Here is a 17,993-nt window from a genome sequence, read left to right as displayed (position 1 = left end):
GTGCTCCTTTGTGAAGGGGTTACTGCTGGTCGCCGGTCTCGGTGGACTGTGCCCCGGAAGCGGCACCGGGGGTGCCGTCGGGAGCGGAGCCGCTGCCGCCGGCGGCGGTCAGCGAATCGCGGGCCGCCTGGGCCACGGCGTCGGAGGTGATGCCGAATTCGCGGTACAGGGTCTTGTAGTCCGCGGAGGCACCAAAGTGCTCCAGGGAGACGCTGCGGCCGGCGTCGCCGATGATCTCGCGCCAGCCCATCGCAATGCCTGCCTCGACAGAGACGCGTGCACGGATGTCCTTGGGCAGCACCGATTCGCGGTAGGCCTTGTCCTGCTTGTTGAACCACTCGATGCTGGGCATGGAGACAACGCGTGCCGCCACACCCTCGGCCGCCAGGGCATCCCGGGCCTCCACGGCCAGCTGCACCTCGGAGCCCGTACCGATCAGGATGACGTCCGGCGTCACAACGGCGCCGTCGCGGACGGCTTCGGCCAGTACATAACCGCCGCGTGCGGCGCCCTCGGCCGACGCGAATGCCTCAGCCGTCGCCGCACCTTCGCCTCGGGCGTAGGTGGGGATGTTCTGCCGGGTCAGGACGATGCCGGCCGGGTTCTCGGTGTTCTCCAGGATGGTCCGCCACGCAACGGCGACCTCATTGGCGTCACCGGGGCGGACGACGTCGAGACCGGGAATGGCGCGCAGGGAAGCGAGCTGCTCCACCGGCTGGTGGGTGGGTCCGTCTTCGCCGAGACCGATGGAGTCGTGGGTCCAGACGTAGATGGAGGGGACACCCATCAGGGCGCCGAGGCGGATGGCCGGGCGCTGGTAATCGCTGAAGATCAGGAACGTGCCGGAGAAGGCCCGGGTGTTGCTGTGCATCGTGATGCCGTTGACGATCGATGCTGCGGCGTGTTCGCGGATACCGAAGTGCAGCACGCGGCCGTACGGGTTGCCGGACCAGGCATTGGTCTGCTTGCCGGCCGGGATGAACGACGGCGAGCCTTCGATGGTCGTGTTGTTGGATTCGGCGAGGTCCGCCGAGCCGCCCCACAGCTCGGGCAGGGCCGGGCCGATCGCGGAGAGCACCTTGCCGGACGCAGCACGGGTGGACATGTCCTTGCCGGCTTCGAAGACGGGCAGGGAAGCTTCCCAGCCCTCGGGAAGTTCGCCCTTCTCCAGGCGGGCCAGCAGTGCAGCGCCCTCGGCGTTGGCCTCCTGCCAGGCCTTGAAGCCTTCATTCCATTCCTCGTGGGCCTTTGCGCCGCGGCTGACAACCTGCCGGGCGTGCTCGAGAACCTCCGCGTCGACGTCGAAGGTCTTCTCCGGGTCGAAGCCCAGGGTCTCCTTCAGTGCGGCCACTTCGTCGGCGCCCAGGGCTGATCCGTGAATCTTGCCGGTGTTCTGCTTGTTCGGTGCAGGCCAGCCGATAATGGTGCGCAGCGAGATGATGGAGGGCCGGTTCGTCTCGGCCTTGGCTGCCATGAGGGCGTTGTAGAGCTCGTTGACGTCTTCGACGTATTCACCGGTCTTGGTCCAGTCGACCCGCTGGGTGTGCCAGCCGTAGGCTTCGTAGCGCTTGAGCACGTCCTCGGTGAAGGCGATGTCAGTGTCATCTTCGATGGAGATGTGGTTCTCGTCGTAAAGGACAACGAGGTTGCCAAGTTCCTGGTGGCCGGCCAGCGAGGAGGCCTCGGCCGTGACGCCTTCCTGCAGGTCGCCGTCGGAAGCGATGACCCAGATGGTGTGGTCGAACGGGCTGGTGCCCTCGGCGGCGTCGGCGTCGAGCAGGCCGCGCAGGCGGCGCTGGGCGAACGCGAATCCGACGGAGGACGCGAGGCCCTGGCCGAGGGGGCCGGTGGTGATCTCCACGCCGTCGGTGTGCCGGTACTCGGGGTGTCCCGGTGTCTTGGAGCCCCAGGTGCGCAGGGACTTCAGGTCCTCCAGTTCCAGGCCGTAGCCGGAGAGGAAGAGTTCAATGTAGAGAGTCAGTGAAGTGTGCCCGGGGGAGAGGACAAACCGGTCGCGGCCGATCCAGTGGGGATCGCTCGGATCGTGGCGCATGACCTTCTGAAACAGGAGGTACGCTGCCGGGGCCAGGCTCATGGCCGTTCCCGGGTGTCCGTTGCCGACCTTTTCCACGGCGTCGGCGGCCAGGACGCGGACAGTGTCCACTGCCTTGCGGTCCGTATCCGTCCAAGTCAGTTCTTGCTCTTCCATATGTGGCACGTTTACGGGCCCCTCTCTGTGCAGATAACCGGCACCGTACAGCGCCGGACATGCCCGGAAACCCCTGCGAACCGCAGGCGTTTCCGGCGCCTTTACCACTACAACCAACGGCGGAAGGAGATCGATTCCCCATCGGGGAATTCGCTGCTTCCGTTATTCGCAACATCACGCTGCGGAAACCTATTTCATACTGCCTGTCGCTTTCGCTGCTGAGATACCGTTTTTTGGCTGCAGGAAAGGTCCGCTCCAACCTTATCCTCTGACGGTGCTTCCTGCCTGCCTTATTGCTGCCCGGTGACGGGGCGGCACCGCTACCCATGCGGCCGCGGCATCCATTCAGGCAGTACTCACTCCCGCTCCGGGCCCTGTCCGGGTAGCCTGCTGTTCCACGGAAATGCGGCGGCGCCGCGCGCGTATATACGCACCGGCGGCGGTACTTCGATTTCTACAGCCGATAGAGGCTATGATGAGGACGGACTTTTTCGTTCCAGATTGGATACAGTGATCGCTTCGTGACTACCCAGCATGCCGAATCCCCTGTCTACTCGGGGAAGATGACGGCGGGCCGCAAGGTCCGGGCATACGTGGCGCTCACCAAACCCCGCGTCATCGAACTCCTGCTCGTCACCACCCTGCCCACCATGATCTTTGCCCAGCAGGGACTGCCTTCGCTGGGCCTGATCCTGGTTACGATGATCGGCGGTGCACTGGCGGCAGGAAGTGCCGGTGCCTTCAACTGCTACATCGACCGCGACATGGACAAGTTGATGAAGCGGACCAAAAACCGTCCGCTCGTCACGGGCGAGGTCTCCCCGCGGGAGGCCATGGTCTTCGCCTGGGTCCTGGGCGTCGTGGCTATTGCCATGCTCTGGATCGGGGCGAACCCGCTCACCGGGCTGCTGGGTCTGGGCGCCATCCTGCTTTACGTGGTCTTCTACACGCTGATCCTTAAGCGCCGAACCACGCAGAACATTGTCTGGGGCGGCGCTGCCGGCTGCATGCCCGTCCTGATTGCCTGGGCCGCCGTGACTGGCAAGGTGGAATGGCCCGCCATCATCCTCTTTATGATCATCTTCCTCTGGACCCCGCCGCACTACTGGCCGCTGTCCATGAAGTACGGCGAGGATTACCGCAACGCCAGCGTTCCGATGCTCGGTGCCGTGGCCGGTGCCAAGCTGGTGTCAGTCCAGGTGGTGCTCTACGCCTACGCCACCGTGGCCTGCTCGCTGCTGCTGGTGCCCGTCGGCGGTGCCGGCTGGGTTTACACCGGCGCTGCCGTGCTCTCAGGTGTCTGGTTCATTGCCGAGTCCCACAAGCTGCACTCCCGGGCCCAGCGTGAAGACCTCAATGACAAGTCGGCCATGAAGGTCTTCCACCTCTCGATCAGCTACCTCACCATCCTGTTCCTGGCCCTGGCCGTGGATCCCTTTGTGGGCGGCGCGCTGGTCTAGGAACGGTTTCTGCGCGGTACCCGCGCAGCCACAGCCTTGCAGCGGCCGGAGCCTTCGGGCTCCGGCCGCTTTTGCGTGTGCGGGATTCGCTCCTTCCGGGGGGCGTCGTGCGGGCTTCCCCGGGTTTGTTGCGGCGGGGGTGTCCGCACGGGGTGCTGCGGCGTGGGCGCCCATGCGGGGTGCTTGGGCGCGGCGGCCCGCTACGGGTGCTGCGGCGGCAGTGCCCACGCAGGCTTGCTTGCAGACGGATCCCCAGCGGACTGCCTTCCCTGCGTTCCAGCCTTCGTCCGTGCCTGCTGTCGCCGCTAGTACAGATAACGGGCCTAAACGATGCGGATAAACCCATTATCTGTACTATCGGCGCGGCTCGAGGCCACGAGGGCCGGGCCCTGACGACTCCGGGGGGACCGGCACGAGGACCGGGCCCTGACGACTCCGGGGGGACCGGCATGGGGACCGGGCCCTGACGACTCCGGGGGGACCGGGCGGGTTCCGCGGGCCCTGTCCCGCCCGGCCCCGCCGCCGGCCCCAGGACCCCGTAACCCAAAAAGGGCCGGCCTCCGCAGTTCAATGCGGGGGCCGGCCCTTTCAACGGGCGGTGCAGCGGAGGCTACTCCACGGGCGACGCAGCCGCAGCGGAGACGGAATCGCCGCCGGGGACCTGCTTGGCGAAGCCGACAAAGACCAGCTGCGCGGCAGCGGCCGTCAGGAGGCAGGCGCCGAGCATGTGCAGGGCTACCAGAGCGATGGGCAGGTGCAGGAAGTGCTGCGCGTAGCCGATGACAGCCTGCGCCAGGACCACGACGGTCATCAGCAACACGGCATTGCGCAGTCGGGCATCCGTAACGCGGCGGAGGACCAGGTACAGGGCCACCGCAAGGGTGAAGACCAGCAGGTAGACCGGTACGACGTGGATACGGGTCATCAGGTCCGGATTCAACCCGTTGCGGGCCGCTCCGTGGTCACCGGCATGGGGGCCGGAACCGGTGACAATCACGCCCAGCACCACGGTGATGGCGGAAAGGACGCCGACAGCGCCGAGCAAGGGGCGCAGGGTCCTGTTCGCCAGCGGCGCGTGGCGCACCGCCAGGTCCTCCGCGGAGAGCCAGGCCCGGTTCACCAGTACGACGGCGGCGACGATCAGCAGCATGGACACGATGAAGTGCAGGCCCACCACCCAGGGGTTCAGTCCGGTGAGAACGGTAATGCCGCCGATGATGGCCTGGGCCGGGATACCTGCCAGCAGTCCGATGGACAGCCACCACAGATCGCGTCGTTCGGCCCGCAGGCGCCAGACGGAGAACAGGGTGGCGAACGCGATGGCCGTAAGGACAAAGGTCAGCAGCCGGTTGCCGAACTCGATGATCCCGTGGATACCCATTTCGGGGGTGGTGACCAGCGAATCGGCGGTACACAGCGGCCACTCCGGGCAACCGAGACCGGAAGCGGTGAGGCGGACGGCGCCGCCGGTGACCACAATGACGATGTTGGCTACAAGCGAGGCAACTGCCAGTGAACGAATGAGCCGCCCGGTTGCGGGCTGGCGGCTGTTGGATTGCCGGGCCGGAACCCCGGCCGAGGTCTGTGACACGGTAGCTAACTCCATTTGAACCAGCGGACAGCACCCAGGCCGCCCAGTATTGTCCACGCCAGAAGAATCAGCGTGGCGGAAAGATTGAACTGCGAGTCGATCAGGGCCGAGCGCAGGGCATCCCCGAGCGCAGCCGAGGGAAGGACTTCGACAAAGGGCTGCACGATGCCGGGCAGGTTGCCTACGGGGATGATGATACCGCCGGCCGCGGCGAGCAGGATCCAGAGCAGGTTGGTGATGGCGAGCGTGGCCTCGGGCCGGACGGTCCCGGCAACCAGCAGTCCCAGCGCCGTGAACGCGATGGCGCCCAGGAACAGCTGCAGTACTGCCGGGACCAGCCCGCTGAGCTCCGGACGCCAGCCAAACAGCAGCGCCACCACGGAAACGAGGACCACCTGGATCACCAGGACGGCAAGCACGGCAATGACCTTGCCGGCAATCAGCCCGGCGCGGCCCAGGGGAGTGGTGGACAGGTACCGCAGCACCCCGTAGCGGCGGTCGAAGCCGGTGGCGATGCCCTGCCCGGTGAAGGCCGTGGACATGGCACAGAGAGCGAAAATCCCGGGGGTGGCCATATTGATCCGGCTGGTCCCGTAGCCGTCCAGCAGGGGAGTGACCACCAGGGCGATCATGGCCAGGAGCGGCAGCACCACGGCAAGGATCAACTGTTCCCCGTTGCGCAGCATCATGACGGCTTCGTAGCGGCCCTGGTTAAGGATGCGCGCGGGAAGCGAGGCGGGAGCGCTCAACGGATGGTCCTTCCGGAAAGGTCTAGGAATACATCCTCCAGGGTGCGGGAGGCCATGTGCACCGCGGTCGGCAGGATGTGCCGCTCGGCCCACCAGGCGGCAACGGCGGCCAGGTCCTGCGGTGCGAGTGCACCGCGCAGCGCATAGTGGCCGGGAGCCGCTTCGGCCACCTCCAGATGATGCAGCGTCCCTGACGCAAGACCGGTGACATCGAGGCCCGGCTCGGCGTCGAACGTCAGCAGCCGCTGTTCAGCCTGTGCCCCGGTGGCGGAGGTCAATTCGGCGACAGTGCCCGAGGCGACGGTTTTGCCGGCGTCGATGATGTACACGTAGTCCGCGAGCTTCTGTGCATCGTCCATCAGATGCGTGGTGAGGATGATCCCCAGGCCTTCGGCCCGCAGTTCGGCGATCAGGTCAAAGACAATCTGCCGCGACTGGGGATCCAGCCCGGCACTGGGTTCATCCAGGAACAGCACCTCCGGACGTCCGATCAGTGCTGCGGCCATGGCCAGGCGCTGCTTCTGCCCGCCGGAGAGCCGGCGGATTCCGGTGTTGGCGAAGCTGCGGATGCCCAGGCGTTCCACCAGTTCGGCCACCGGCCGGGGTGCCTCATACATACGGGCCACGTGCTCCAGCAGGGCCACGGGCCGGGCCGAGGGCGGCAGTCCGCCATCCTGGAGCATCACGCCAACCCGGCTGCGCAGGCGGGCATCGGCACGGTAGGGGTCCTGGCCCAGCAGGCGGATTTCACCGCCGTTGATGGGCTGCAGGCCCTGGGCACATTCAAGCGTGGTGGTCTTCCCGGCACCGTTGGCACCGAGCAGGGCGGTCACGGAGCCGCGGCGGGCTGTGAAGTCGACGCCGGCGAGTACGCGGATCATTTTGCCGTCGAGACCAGCAACCGGGCCGCAGTCCTTGATCAGACCTTTAATGGTCAGGCAGGGTTCATCGATAGGCACCTGCATATTCTACTTTAGGTAGTAGTAGTTCCCGCACGGACAGGCACGCGATGGCAAGCCTTGCCTTAGTGGAAACGGGGAACAGATTAGGTCATGCTTGTGTTGTGTATTCTGTGAGTAACTCTGAGACCAAGGCGGCCGCCGCGCCCGGCGCTGCCCGCGAAGCGGAGGAACGCACCAGGGACAAGGTACTCGGTGCGGTTCTGGAACACGGGCCGGTCAGCGCAGCGGAACTCGGTGAACGGCTGGGCTTCACGCCCGCTGCCGTGCGCCGCCACCTCGACGCTCTCTCCGGCAAGGGGCTGATCCAGGTCAAACTGGTCCGCAACTCCGCCTCCGGGGCCGGACGGCCTGCGCGCCGCTACGTCCTGAGCCCCCAGGGCCAGGCGTACCTGGGCAACGACTATCTGGATATCGCTACGGAGGCGCTGCGCCAGCTCGGTGCCGGGCTGGGGCCGCAGGCCATCGAAGCCTTCGCTGCAAACCGGTTCGCCGAAATGGAGAAGCGGTACCGCCCGGTGGTCGACGCCGCCGGGCCGGAAACCGCGGACCGCGCCGAGGCATTGGCTGCAGAGCTGACCAAGGACGGTTTCGTAGCGTCCACCACCATGATCGGCGCCGCGGCGACCAAGAGCACGCTGCTTAGCGTCCAGCTCTGCCAGGCCCACTGTCCGATCCAGGGCCTGGCCACGGCCTACCCCGTCTTCTGTGACAAGGAGACCGAAGTTTTCGCCCGCCTTCTGGACGTGGATGTCCGCAGACTCTCCACACTGTCCAGGGGCGGCCACGTTTGTACGACCCACGTCCCCGTGGGCCGGACCAGATCTGCGCCGCAGGTTCCCCTGCACGCCGAGACCACCCAGACCACATCCATTCATCAGCAAGAAAGGCCGTGATGACGGATCAAGTAACCCAGAAGCCATCGGCACCTGCCACGGTGCCGGATTCTGTGATTTCAGACATCCTGGAGAAAAACCCTGAACTAGAGGGTATTGGCAACTACGAGTACGGCTGGGCCGACTCCGACGTTGCCGGAGCCACCGCCCGCCGCGGCCTGAGCGAAGAAGTCGTACGCGACATTTCCGCAAAGAAAAACGAGCCGCAGTGGATGTTGGACCTCCGCCTCAAGGGCCTGAAGTACTTTGACCGCAAGCCCATGCCGACCTGGGGTGCAGACCTCTCCGGCATCGACTTCGACAACATCAAGTACTTCGTGCGTTCCACGGAGAAGCAGGCCAACACCTGGGAGGACCTGCCCGAGGACATCCGCAACACGTACGAGAAGCTCGGCATCCCCGAAGCCGAGCGCGGCCGCCTGGTCTCCGGTGTCGCCGCCCAGTACGAGTCCGAGGTTGTCTACCACCAGCTCCGTGAGGACCTGGAACGCCAGGGCGTCATCTTCCTGGATACGGACACCGCTCTGAAGGAACACCCGGAAATGTTCCAGGAGTACTTCGGCACCGTCATCCCCGTGGGGGATAACAAGTTCGGCTCGCTGAACACCGCCGTGTGGTCCGGCGGATCCTTCGTGTACGTTCCCAAGGGCGTTCACGTGGAAATCCCGCTGCAGGCCTACTTCCGCATCAACACGGAAAACATGGGCCAGTTCGAGCGCACCCTGATCATTGCGGACGAGGATTCCTACGTCCACTACATTGAGGGCTGCACCGCGCCGATCTACACCTCGGACTCGCTGCACTCGGCCGTCGTGGAAATCATCGTGAAGAAGGGCGCCCGCGTCCGCTACACGACCATCCAGAACTGGTCCAACAACGTGTACAACCTGGTCACCAAGCGTGCCATTGCACACGAGGGCGCCACCATGGAGTGGATCGACGGCAACATCGGTTCCAAGGTCACCATGAAGTACCCGGCCGTCTACCTGGTGGGCGAGCACGCCAAGGGCGAGACCCTGTCCATCGCGTTCGCCGGCGAAGGCCAGCACCAGGACACCGGCTCCAAGATGGTGCACATTGCCCCCAACACCAAGAGCTCCATCATTTCCAAGTCCGTGGCCCGCGGCGGCGGCCGTGCAGCCTACCGCGGCCTGGTCCAGGTCCGCGAAGGCGCCAAGCACTCGGCCAACACCGTGCGCTGCGACGCCCTGCTGGTGGACACCATCTCCCGCTCGGACACGTACCCGTACGTGGACATCCGCGAGGATGACGTCACCATGGGCCACGAAGCCACTGTTTCCCGCGTCAGCGAGGAACAGCTGTTCTACCTCATGTCCCGCGGCCTTCCCGAGGACGAGGCAATGGCAATGATCGTGCGCGGCTTCATCGAGCCGATCGCGCGCGAACTGCCGATGGAATACGCCCTTGAACTCAACCGCCTCATCGAACTCCAGATGGAAGGAGCCGTCGGTTAATGTCGAAGCTTAACGACGTCGTCGAAACAGTGACCGAGAAGGTCAGCAACGCAGTGGAGGAGGTCAAGGCGAAGGTTGCTTCCCCTCGGGAAAACAACCGCATCCGCATTGACGGCTTCACCGAGGAAGGCGAAAACCTTTCCCCGCTGAATGACGATTCCTCGCCCCTCGGCGGCGACAGCAGCAAGGCCCACAGCCACGGCGGCGGAGTGGGTATCCCGGACAGCTCACGCGCCGGCCGGATGACCTCCTTCCACCGGGCCGACTTCGGCAAACTGAACGGACGCGAAGAGGACTGGCGGTTCACCCCGCTCAAGCGCCTGCGCGGCCTGCACACCGCTGACCTGAACGGCTCCGCACCGGAACTGGCAGTGGTGGCACCGGACGGCGTCCTCGTGGAAAGCATTGCCCGCACCGATGCCCGCATCGGTTCCGCCGGCATTCCGGAGGACCGCGTCGCAGCCGCCGCCTGGGAGGACTTCAGCGAAGCCACCGCCGTGACCCTGCCCGCCGAAACCGTTGTGGACGGCAGTGTCACGCTGACCATCAACGGTGTCAGCAAGGATCCCGCCGCGCAGCACATCGTGATCACCGCTCAGAAGTTCAGCAAGGGTGTTGTGGTCCTGGACCACAAGGGTTCCGCCGTGCTGTCCCAGAACGTGGAAATCGTGGTCGAGGACGGCGCCGAACTGACCGTCGTCTCGGTCCAGGACTGGGATGAGGACGCCGTGCACGCGTCCGCCCAGTACGCCAAGATCGGCCGCGACGCGAAGTTCAAACACGTCGTCGTCAGCCTCGGCGGCGACCTGGTGCGCGTCACGCCGTCCTCCAAGTTCACCGCCACCGGCGGCGACGTGGAAATGTTCGGCCTGTACTACGCCGACGCCGGCCAGCACCTGGAACAGCGCCTGTTCGTGGATCACGCGGTCCCGAACTGCAAGTCCCGCGTGATGTACAAGGGCGCCCTGCAGGGCCGCGACGCACACACCGTGTGGGTTGGCGACGTCCTGATCCGCAAGGAAGCAGAAGGCACCGACACCTACGAGGTCAACCGCAACCTGCTGCTGACCGACGGCGGCCGTGCCGACTCCGTTCCGAACCTGGAGATCGAAACCGGACTGATCGAAGGTGCAGGCCACGCCAGCGCCACCGGCCGGTTCGACGACGAGCACCTGTTCTACCTGATGGCCCGCGGCATCCCCGAGGACACCGCACGCCGCCTGGTGGTCCGCGGCTTCCTGACCGAGATCATCCAGCAGATCAAGGTTCCCGCACTGGAAGAGCGTCTGACCGACGCCGTCGAGCGCGAGCTCGAAGCCTCCGGAGCCTACTAGGACGTAACCGGGGGTGCCGGAGCCTTCCGGCGCCCTCGGACATGTCGCCTTCCATCCCCAAAGCTTAGTAACGCACCGCACGGTGCAAAGGAGAAAGCCAACTCGCATGTCTACTCTTGAGATCAAGGATCTTCACGTCAGCATTGAGACCGAACAGGGCCGCAAGCCGATCCTGAAGGGTGTCAGCCTGACCATCAACACCGGTGAGACGCACGCCATCATGGGCCCCAACGGCTCCGGCAAGTCCACCCTGGCCTCCACCATTGCGGGCCACCCGCGCTACACCGTGGACAGCGGCTCCATCACTCTCGACGGTGAAGACGTCCTGTCCATGAGCGTTGACGAGCGTGCACGCGCCGGCCTCTTCCTGGCCATGCAGTACCCGGTAGAGGTTCCCGGCGTCACCATGACCAACTTCCTGCGCACCGCCAAGACTGCGCTGGACGGCGAGGCCCCCTCGCTGCGTCACTGGACCAAGGACGTCAAGGCCGCCATGGCCGACCTCCGCATTGACGCCGACTTTGCCCAGCGCAACGTCAACGAAGGCTTCTCCGGCGGTGAAAAGAAGCGCGTGGAGATCCTGCAGCTGGAACTCTTCCACCCGAAGTTCGCCATCCTGGACGAGACCGACTCCGGCCTCGACGTCGACGCACTGAAGATTGTCTCCGAAGGCGTCAACCGTGAGCACTCCAAGGGCGGCATGGGTACGCTGCTGATCACGCACTACACGCGTATCCTGCGTTACATCAAGCCCGACTTCGTTCACGTTTTCGTTGACGGACACATCGCCGAGCAGGGCGGCCCCGAACTGGCAGACCGGCTTGAAGAAGAAGGCTACGACCGCTTTACCGGCGCCAACGCCGCAGCCGGCGCGTAACTGATACACGCGGCACAGAGCAGCTGAAGGAGCAACATATGAGCGACTCCGACCTGGCCCAGACGTCCCTGGAGGACGTCGAAGAGGCCCTCAAGGACGTCATTGACCCCGAACTGGGGGTGAACGTGGTGGACCTCGGCCTGCTCTACGGGCTGAAGTACGCCGACGACGGCGCCCTGCTCATCGACATGACACTGACGACGGCGGCCTGCCCGCTGACGGACGTGCTCGAAGAGCAGACCGCCCAGGCCCTCGACGGCGTTGTGGACGAGTGGCGCCTGAACTGGGTTTGGATGCCCCCGTGGGGACCTGAAAAGATCACCGACGACGGACGCGACCAGATGCGGGCCCTCGGCTTCAACATCTAGCAGGTATTCGCACCATCCATGAAGGGCCGACCCCGGGAATCTACCGGCGGCGGCCCTTCTGCGTGTCGCGGCGACGGCATTCCCCGGCGGTGCTACCTTCACGCCATGGGGAACACAACGGGCAGCGAGACGACGCATTTTCACGACCGGTACATCAGTGCCTGGAACGAGGCCATGTCCTCCGGGATCAGCGCGCCAATCGAGGAGTTCCTCTCACCCGACTACCACGGCTGGCTCGGGCAGGAGGCTGCGTCCACCGCCCCCTTTGATGCAGCCACCGCACGTGAAGGCTTTGCCGGCACCGTCGCTGACATGCAGGGCTGCACCGTGCACGCGGATTTCCGCACCGTAACTCCGCGGGGCCGTGACGAGGCAGTGGTCTTCTACGAAATGACCTACCGCAGCGGCGGGGAAGTCACCGGAAGAGCACTGCTCATGGAGGCATGGCGGCTCACCGGCGGACAGTGGCTGCTCTGCCGGGATTTCACCGAAGTCAACGTCGGACAGCCCGCGGCCTGACATGGCAACGCTCTCCCGTCCCGGGTCCTGGTACCTGTTCGATTACGGCATGGTGCTTTCCACGGCTCCATCGCCGGCGGACTGGGCCGCCCTCGAGGCGGAAGCCGGCCTGCAGCTGGCGCAGCCATCCAGCCCGTACTGGCGGCACCGGGATGATTTCGACGCCGGCAAACTGCGACCGGCCGACTACTGGACGGCAGTGCTTGGACGGCCGGTGGATGAACACCAGGTCCGGGTGCTGGAGGAGCTGGATGCCGCGCAGTGGTCGCACCTGAACCCGGAGACCCTAAGCGTGCTGGAAACCCTGCGCAGCGAACGTGCCAACCTCGCCCTGCTGTCCAACATGCCGGCCGGGATGTCCGTCAGGTACGGGCGTGAAGCATCCTGGGCACCCCTTTTCGACCGGACATATTTCAGCGGTCAGCTGGGCCTCGCCAAGCCGGACCCGCGCATTTTCGGCCATGTCCTGGCCGGACTGCGGGTGGCTCCGGAACGCGTTGTCTTCATTGATGACAACGCGCAGAACATTGCCGCCGCAAAATCGCTCGGTATCCGTACCGTTCATTTCCAGCCGACGGCATCGCCGGCCGGTTCCGCCACCGACCTCCGGCAGGAACTCCCGAAGGCCGGCGGCTGATCCGCCCTACGGGTTGGCCAGGTCCCCGGCACTGAAGGTGTCGCAGGTCTCCAGGCTTCCGCCCTCGTATCCGGCCAGGAACCAGGCCTGGCGCTGGTCACTGGAACCGTGCGTCCAGGTCTCTGGGTTCACTCCGCCGGTCACGGCGGACTGGATCCGGTCATCTCCCACGGCCGATGCGGCAGAGAGGGCATCGCTGATGTCCATGTCCGTGAACGGAGCCAGGAACGGCTCCCCGCCCCCGGGCGCCGGCTGCGACGCGGCGTGCCGCGCCCAGAGGCCGGCATAGCAGTCGGCCTGCAGCTCGGTGCGGACGGAGGCGGATTCAGGCCCCTGCGGGTCCGCATTACGGCCGGCGGAGGAGCCGGTGATCTGCTGGATATGGTGGCCGAACTCGTGAGCCACCACGTATTCCTGCGCCAGCGGCCCGCCGGAGGAACCATACCGGCTTACCAGGTCGGAGAAGAACGCAGTGTCGTAATAGGTCTGCTGATCGGCGGGGCAGTAGAAGGGGCCGACAGCGCTGGTGGCTGAACCGCAGGCGGTGGAGGTCCGGTCGGTGAACAGCACCACGCCCGGCTCGGTGTATTCCATGCCGTAGTCCGCCAGATACGGGGCCCAGAAACTGTCCAGGCTCTCGGCGGTACCCAGGATGCGGCAGTCCAGCCGGGCGTTGGCATCCTCACCGTTCAGGCACGTATCGATGCTTTGGGACTGCCCCTGCCCGGCGGACACGGACCCGCCGTCACTCAGCCCCAGCCCGTCGATCACGTCCGAACCGAAGAACAGGGACAGAATCAGCAGCAGTCCGCCGCCCAGTCCGCCGCCGACGGCGAGACCCTTGCCTTTGCCCCGCCGGTCACTGACACGCGAGGAATCCAGCTGTGCATTTTCGTTGAAACTCATGCTCCCGATTATCCCCGGCCGTCAGCATGCTTCCGTTACGGGACGCGTTGCTGCCGGGACGGTGAACCCTCGCCCAGGCCGCGTGCGGCGAGGGCATCTCCGGTCTGCCGCGCGTACGCGACCGCCCGGATGACCACCGGGACCGTCAGCGCACGCGGGTTGCGTTCCAGGCCGCGGGCCATCGCTGACTCCCGCACGTCACGCGCCGAACCGAGCAGGAACGGAATACTGCGGAGCATCAGGGCCAGTGTCAGACCGAAGCGTTCCGGATCCGCTCCGGCGAACCGCAGCGGCCGGGCCAGCGACACCAGCCCGTCCATGAGTACCTGCGGCGGTGTGGTCAGGGTCAGCAACCGGGCGGCCACCACACAAAACGCAATGTTTCCGCTGACCACCAGGGCGGTAACCGGCCCGGCCGTCCACGCCTGAAAAGCCCCCAGCACCACCAGCAGCGGCCACATCAGCCGCAACGGCTGCAGCATTCGGGGCAGCATCCCCGCCGCGGCGTAAAGCAGGCCAACGAGTACGACGGCGCCGCCCAGCATGGCGGGGGAGGCCAGCACCAGCACCGTGACGGACAACCCTGCCAGGATGGCCGCCTTCAGCCAGAGCGGGGCCGTGTGCACAGGGGATCGCCCCAGGCGGTAACCGCCCAGCAGGTCGGTTGCCGCGCTGCGGCCGGCGCGGCGCTTCACCGGACGCCCATGGCCAGTGCCCGGTAGGCGGCCACAGCCTCACGGGGCGCGCCGTCGAATACCACCGATCCGTGGTCCATCACCAGGACCCGGTCCGCGTCAGCGGCAAAGTCCAGGTCATGTGTGGTGTAGATGATCTGCTGGGGCAGGCCCGCGAAAACCTCCCGCAGCCGAATGGTGTTGCGCAGGTCCAGCAGCGTACTGGGTTCGTCGGCAACCAGGATGTCCGGTTCCGCGGCAAGCACCGAGGCCAGCGCCATCAGCTGGCGCTCACCTCCGGACAGGTCGTAGATGCTGCGGTCCGCCAGCTCCAGCAGACCAAGCGCGGCGAGCCGGGCTTCGGCGGTGCGGCGCCGTTCCACCCGGTTGGGCACCGAAGCCCGTAACGACAATTCGACGTCGTCGCGGCCGCTGGGCATTACCAGCTGCGAGAGCGGGTCGGTGAACACGAAGCCCACCCGGCGACGCACAGCGGCGCCCTTGCGTACGGTGTCCAGCCCGTCCACTGTGACGGAACCCGAGTCGGGCAGCACCAGGCCGTTGAGCAATTTGAGCAGCGTGGATTTCCCTGACCCGTTGGCGCCGATCACGGCCGTGCGCGGGTTGGCCAGTTCCAGGGAGAACGGGTGCAGGATGGGCGCGGGGTTTTCCGTCTCCTGCGCGGATGGCGCCGCAAGCACCGTGACGTCCCGCAGGACGATCCCCGGCATCAGGGACGCTTTCGCCGGCCCGGGGCGGCCATCCGGGGGAAAGCCTTGAACACGCTGACGGCCACGGCCGCCGCCAGCAGGTTTTTCAGCACGTCACCCGGCCAGAACGCCATATCGGCGGCCAGTGCCGGGCCGAACCCCAGATGCGCATTCATCATCAGGCCGGTGATCCCGGCCGGGTGGACCACCAGGAAACTGGTGGCCATGGCGACGGCGAACAACCACACAAACCGGGCCCGCCGCAACCGGCGAAGCACCACACCTGCCAGCAGGCCCGCCACCCCTGCCGCCAGGGGAAAGGACAGCAGATATCCTGCCGAGGGCCCCGCCAGGACACCCAGCCCCCCGCGGAACCCGCTGAAGACCGGCAGGCCCGCCAGCCCGGCAAGCAGGAACAGCCCCACCGCTGCAGCTCCCCGTACGGGCCCCAGGATGATCCCCGTCAGCATCACGGCCAGTGTCTGCAGGGTCAGAGGCACTCCGGCACCCAGCGGAAGGCCGGGAAGAAGGGAGAAGACCGCCGTCAGGGCCGCAAACACTGCGATCAGCGACAGGTCTGTGGCCGTCCAGGTCCGGCTCAGGCGCGGCTGCCGAACAGGCGCCGTCGTCGTGGGCGCAGTTCCGGTGCCGCCGGGAACAGGCGATACCGGGTCAACGGCCTTGCTGGGGGTGTTGTTCATCGCTGCACTTTCCCGGGATGGAAGAAAAACGGACCGTTCAATGTTTCGAACACTAGCGGCGCAGAGAGGCGATTCCATTGGAGGTTTTCTACAAAACGGTCCGTGCGGCTAGACTGGGAAGGCTGTTCCGGCCAACAAGGCCTTCCCAACCGGTCCCTGTGACCCCCGCCTCGGTGGATTCCCACCCGGTACGAGGCCCGCTCTCCGCGCAGCGTCATCAAGCAACACCAAACGCCTTCGAAAGGTTCACTGAGTGATTTCCGTATCTGGTCTCGAGCTGCGCGCAGGCGCACGCCTTCTCATGGAAGCGGTTTCTTTCCGTGTAGACAAGGGAGACAAGATCGGCCTCGTGGGCCGCAACGGTGCCGGTAAGACCACCCTGACCAAGGTCCTGGCCGGCGAGGCACTGCCCGCCGCAGGACACGTCAAGCGCGTGGGAGAGATCGGCTACCTGCCGCAGGACCCGCGCACCCCGGACATGGAGCAGCTGGGCCGCGACAGGATCCTCTCCGCCCGCGGGCTGGACAAGGTCTCCGCGCAGCTGAAGAAGTGCCAGGACGAGATGGCCAGCGATGACCCGAAGATCTCCTCCAAGGCCATGAACCGCTACGACCGGCTTGAGGCGGAGTTCCTCTCCGCCGGCGGATACGCAGCCGAGTCCGAAGCCGCCACCATCTGCGCCAACCTGGCCCTGCCGGACCGCCTGCTGAACCAGCCGCTGAGCACCCTCTCCGGCGGCCAGCGCCGCCGCGTGGAGCTGGCCCGGATCCTGTATTCCGACGCCGACACAATGCTCCTCGATGAGCCCACCAACCACCTCGATGCCGATTCCATCGCCTGGCTGCGGGAGTTCCTGAAGAACCACACCGGCGGCCTGATTGTGATCAGCCACGATACGGAACTGCTCAACGCTACCGTCAACAAGGTCTTCAGCCTGGACGCCAACCGCGCCACCATCGACATCTACAACATGGACTGGAAGCGCTACAAGATCCAGCGCGAGACCGACGAGCGCGCCCGCAAGCGTGAACGTGCCAATACCGAGAAGAAGGCCGGCATCCTGCTGGCCCAGGCCAACAAGATGAAGGCGCGCGCCTCGGGCGCCTCCGCTGCGCAGAGCATGCTCAAGCGCGTGGACCGGCTGATGGGCGGGCTCGACGCCGTGCGCGCCACGGACCGGGTGGCAGCCCTGCGTTTCCCGGATCCTGCCCCCTGCGGCAAGACCCCGATGATGGCCGAAGGCCTGAGCAAGAGCTACGGTTCGCTGGAGATTTTCACCGACGTGGATCTGGCCATTGACCGCGGCTCGAAGGTTGTCATCCTGGGCCTGAACGGTGCCGGCAAAACCACCCTGCTGCGGATGCTGGCAGGAGTGGACCAGCCCGACACCGGAAAGATCATTCCGGGCCATGGCCTGAAGGTGGGCTACTACGCCCAGGAGCACGAAACCCTGGACACGGAACGTACGGTCCTGGAGAACATGCGCTCGTCCGCGCCGGACATGGATGACGCCGAGGTGCGCAGCGTCCTGGGTTCGTTCATGTTCAGCGGCGACGACGTCGACAAAAAGGCCGGAGTGCTCTCCGGTGGTGAAAAGACCCGTCTGGCGCTGGCCACGATTGTTGCCTCCTCGGCCAACGTGCTGCTCCTGGATGAGCCCACCAACAACCTGGACCCCGCCTCCCGCGCGGAAATCCTGAGTGCCCTGAGCAACTACACCGGCGCAGTGGTGATGGTCAGCCACGATGAAGGTGCCGTTGCGGCCCTGAATCCGGAACGCGTTGTCCTGCTGCCCGACGGCGACGAGGACCACTGGAACGAGAACTACCTGGACCTGGTCACGCTGGCCTAGGGCCACCCGCGAAACTGCCCGAAACGGCCCCGGACGCATACGTCCGGGGCCGTTTTGCATACCTGTACCGCACCCC

17 protein-coding genes are annotated in these 17,993 nt (G+C 65.9%); 9 read left to right on the top strand and 8 right to left on the bottom strand.

Annotated features, from left to right (window positions below):
• Positions 1-19 precede the first annotated feature (19 nt).
• Positions 20-2,209, bottom strand: coding sequence for a transketolase (tkt, locus tag AC5RTS_RS01180; protein WP_493990237.1), 2,190 nt, complete (start codon positions 2,207-2,209; stop codon positions 20-22).
• A gap of 563 nt (positions 2,210-2,772) precedes the next feature.
• Between tkt and AC5RTS_RS01175 the strand changes: the two genes are divergently transcribed.
• The gene (locus AC5RTS_RS01175; RefSeq protein WP_493990490.1) at positions 2,773-3,669 is read left to right on the top strand and encodes a heme o synthase; all 897 of its coding nucleotides are present in this window, start codon (positions 2,773-2,775) and stop codon (positions 3,667-3,669) included.
• Positions 3,670-4,279: 610 nt separating this feature from the next.
• Here AC5RTS_RS01175 and AC5RTS_RS01170 read toward each other — a convergent pair.
• The 3 genes from AC5RTS_RS01170 to AC5RTS_RS01160 are packed head-to-tail and all read right to left on the bottom strand — an operon-like array spanning position 4,280 to position 6,974.
• Positions 4,280-5,275: a COX15/CtaA family protein gene (locus AC5RTS_RS01170; protein ID WP_493990236.1), complete on the bottom strand. Its 996-nt coding sequence runs from the start codon at positions 5,273-5,275 to the stop codon at positions 4,280-4,282.
• Positions 5,266-6,009 carry an ABC transporter permease gene (locus AC5RTS_RS01165; protein WP_493990235.1) on the bottom strand — a complete coding sequence of 248 codons (744 nt, stop codon included), beginning with the start codon at positions 6,007-6,009 and terminating at the stop codon, positions 5,266-5,268. Before AC5RTS_RS01165 ends, AC5RTS_RS01170 begins: the two co-directional genes overlap by 10 nt.
• Positions 6,006-6,974 carry an ABC transporter ATP-binding protein gene (locus AC5RTS_RS01160; protein WP_493990234.1) on the bottom strand — a complete coding sequence of 323 codons (969 nt, stop codon included), beginning with the start codon at positions 6,972-6,974 and terminating at the stop codon, positions 6,006-6,008. Before AC5RTS_RS01160 ends, AC5RTS_RS01165 begins: the two co-directional genes overlap by 4 nt.
• 98 nt (positions 6,975-7,072) lie before the next feature.
• Between AC5RTS_RS01160 and AC5RTS_RS01155 the strand changes: the two genes are divergently transcribed.
• The 7 genes from AC5RTS_RS01155 (at position 7,073) to AC5RTS_RS01125 (ending at position 13,074) form a co-directional block, all read left to right on the top strand.
• Complete coding sequence (locus AC5RTS_RS01155) at positions 7,073-7,864, top strand: helix-turn-helix transcriptional regulator (protein ID WP_493990233.1); 792 nt, start codon at positions 7,073-7,075, stop codon at positions 7,862-7,864.
• Positions 7,864-9,339, top strand: a complete 1,476-nt coding sequence (gene sufB / locus AC5RTS_RS01150; RefSeq protein ID WP_227901903.1) for a Fe-S cluster assembly protein SufB — start codon at positions 7,864-7,866, stop codon at positions 9,337-9,339. The genes AC5RTS_RS01155 and sufB overlap by 1 nt, the downstream gene beginning before the upstream one ends.
• Complete coding sequence (sufD, locus tag AC5RTS_RS01145) at positions 9,339-10,673, top strand: Fe-S cluster assembly protein SufD (protein WP_493990232.1); 1,335 nt, start codon at positions 9,339-9,341, stop codon at positions 10,671-10,673. The genes sufB and sufD overlap by 1 nt, the downstream gene beginning before the upstream one ends.
• Before the next feature lie 106 nt (positions 10,674-10,779).
• On the top strand, positions 10,780-11,550 hold the full coding sequence (gene sufC / locus AC5RTS_RS01140) for a Fe-S cluster assembly ATPase SufC (RefSeq protein ID WP_493990231.1): 771 nt from the start codon (positions 10,780-10,782) through the stop codon (positions 11,548-11,550).
• A 38-nt stretch (positions 11,551-11,588) separates the two neighbouring features.
• On the top strand, positions 11,589-11,918 hold the full coding sequence (locus tag AC5RTS_RS01135) for a metal-sulfur cluster assembly factor (RefSeq protein WP_227901900.1): 330 nt from the start codon (positions 11,589-11,591) through the stop codon (positions 11,916-11,918).
• Positions 11,919-12,023: 105 nt separating this feature from the next.
• Positions 12,024-12,437, top strand: a complete 414-nt coding sequence (locus AC5RTS_RS01130; protein WP_493990230.1) for a DUF4440 domain-containing protein — start codon at positions 12,024-12,026, stop codon at positions 12,435-12,437.
• A gap of 1 nt (position 12,438) precedes the next feature.
• Entirely contained in the window at positions 12,439-13,074 is a 636-nt protein-coding gene (locus AC5RTS_RS01125) for an HAD family hydrolase (RefSeq protein WP_493990229.1), read from the top strand.
• A 6-nt stretch (positions 13,075-13,080) separates the two neighbouring features.
• On the opposite strand, the gene ypfJ is transcribed toward AC5RTS_RS01125, so the two are convergent.
• Genes ypfJ through AC5RTS_RS01105 form a run of 4 tightly spaced genes read right to left on the bottom strand, consistent with a single transcriptional unit; the run spans position 13,081 to position 16,065 of the window.
• Positions 13,081-13,980 (bottom strand): KPN_02809 family neutral zinc metallopeptidase, encoded by a 900-nt coding sequence (ypfJ, locus tag AC5RTS_RS01120; protein WP_493990228.1) that lies wholly within the window; start codon positions 13,978-13,980, stop codon positions 13,081-13,083.
• A gap of 35 nt (positions 13,981-14,015) precedes the next feature.
• Positions 14,016-14,675: an energy-coupling factor transporter transmembrane component T family protein gene (locus AC5RTS_RS01115; protein ID WP_493990227.1), complete on the bottom strand. Its 660-nt coding sequence runs from the start codon at positions 14,673-14,675 to the stop codon at positions 14,016-14,018.
• Positions 14,672-15,385, bottom strand: a complete 714-nt coding sequence (locus tag AC5RTS_RS01110; RefSeq protein WP_493990226.1) for an energy-coupling factor ABC transporter ATP-binding protein — start codon at positions 15,383-15,385, stop codon at positions 14,672-14,674. Before AC5RTS_RS01110 ends, AC5RTS_RS01115 begins: the two co-directional genes overlap by 4 nt.
• Positions 15,385-16,065, bottom strand: coding sequence for a biotin transporter BioY (locus tag AC5RTS_RS01105; RefSeq protein WP_493990225.1), 681 nt, complete (start codon positions 16,063-16,065; stop codon positions 15,385-15,387). Before AC5RTS_RS01105 ends, AC5RTS_RS01110 begins: the two co-directional genes overlap by 1 nt.
• Positions 16,066-16,318: 253 nt before the next feature.
• Here AC5RTS_RS01105 and AC5RTS_RS01100 point away from each other — a divergent pair, with 253 nt between their 5' ends.
• A complete protein-coding gene (locus tag AC5RTS_RS01100; protein ID WP_493990224.1) occupies positions 16,319-17,917 on the top strand; it encodes an ABC-F family ATP-binding cassette domain-containing protein in 1,599 nt (532 codons plus the stop codon).
• Positions 17,918-17,993 lie beyond the last annotated feature (76 nt).

Source organism: Arthrobacter sp. MDT1-49-2 (assembly GCF_059090185.1).
Note: the sequence above shows the minus strand (reverse complement) of the source record. Positions and strands in the feature narration are given on the sequence as shown.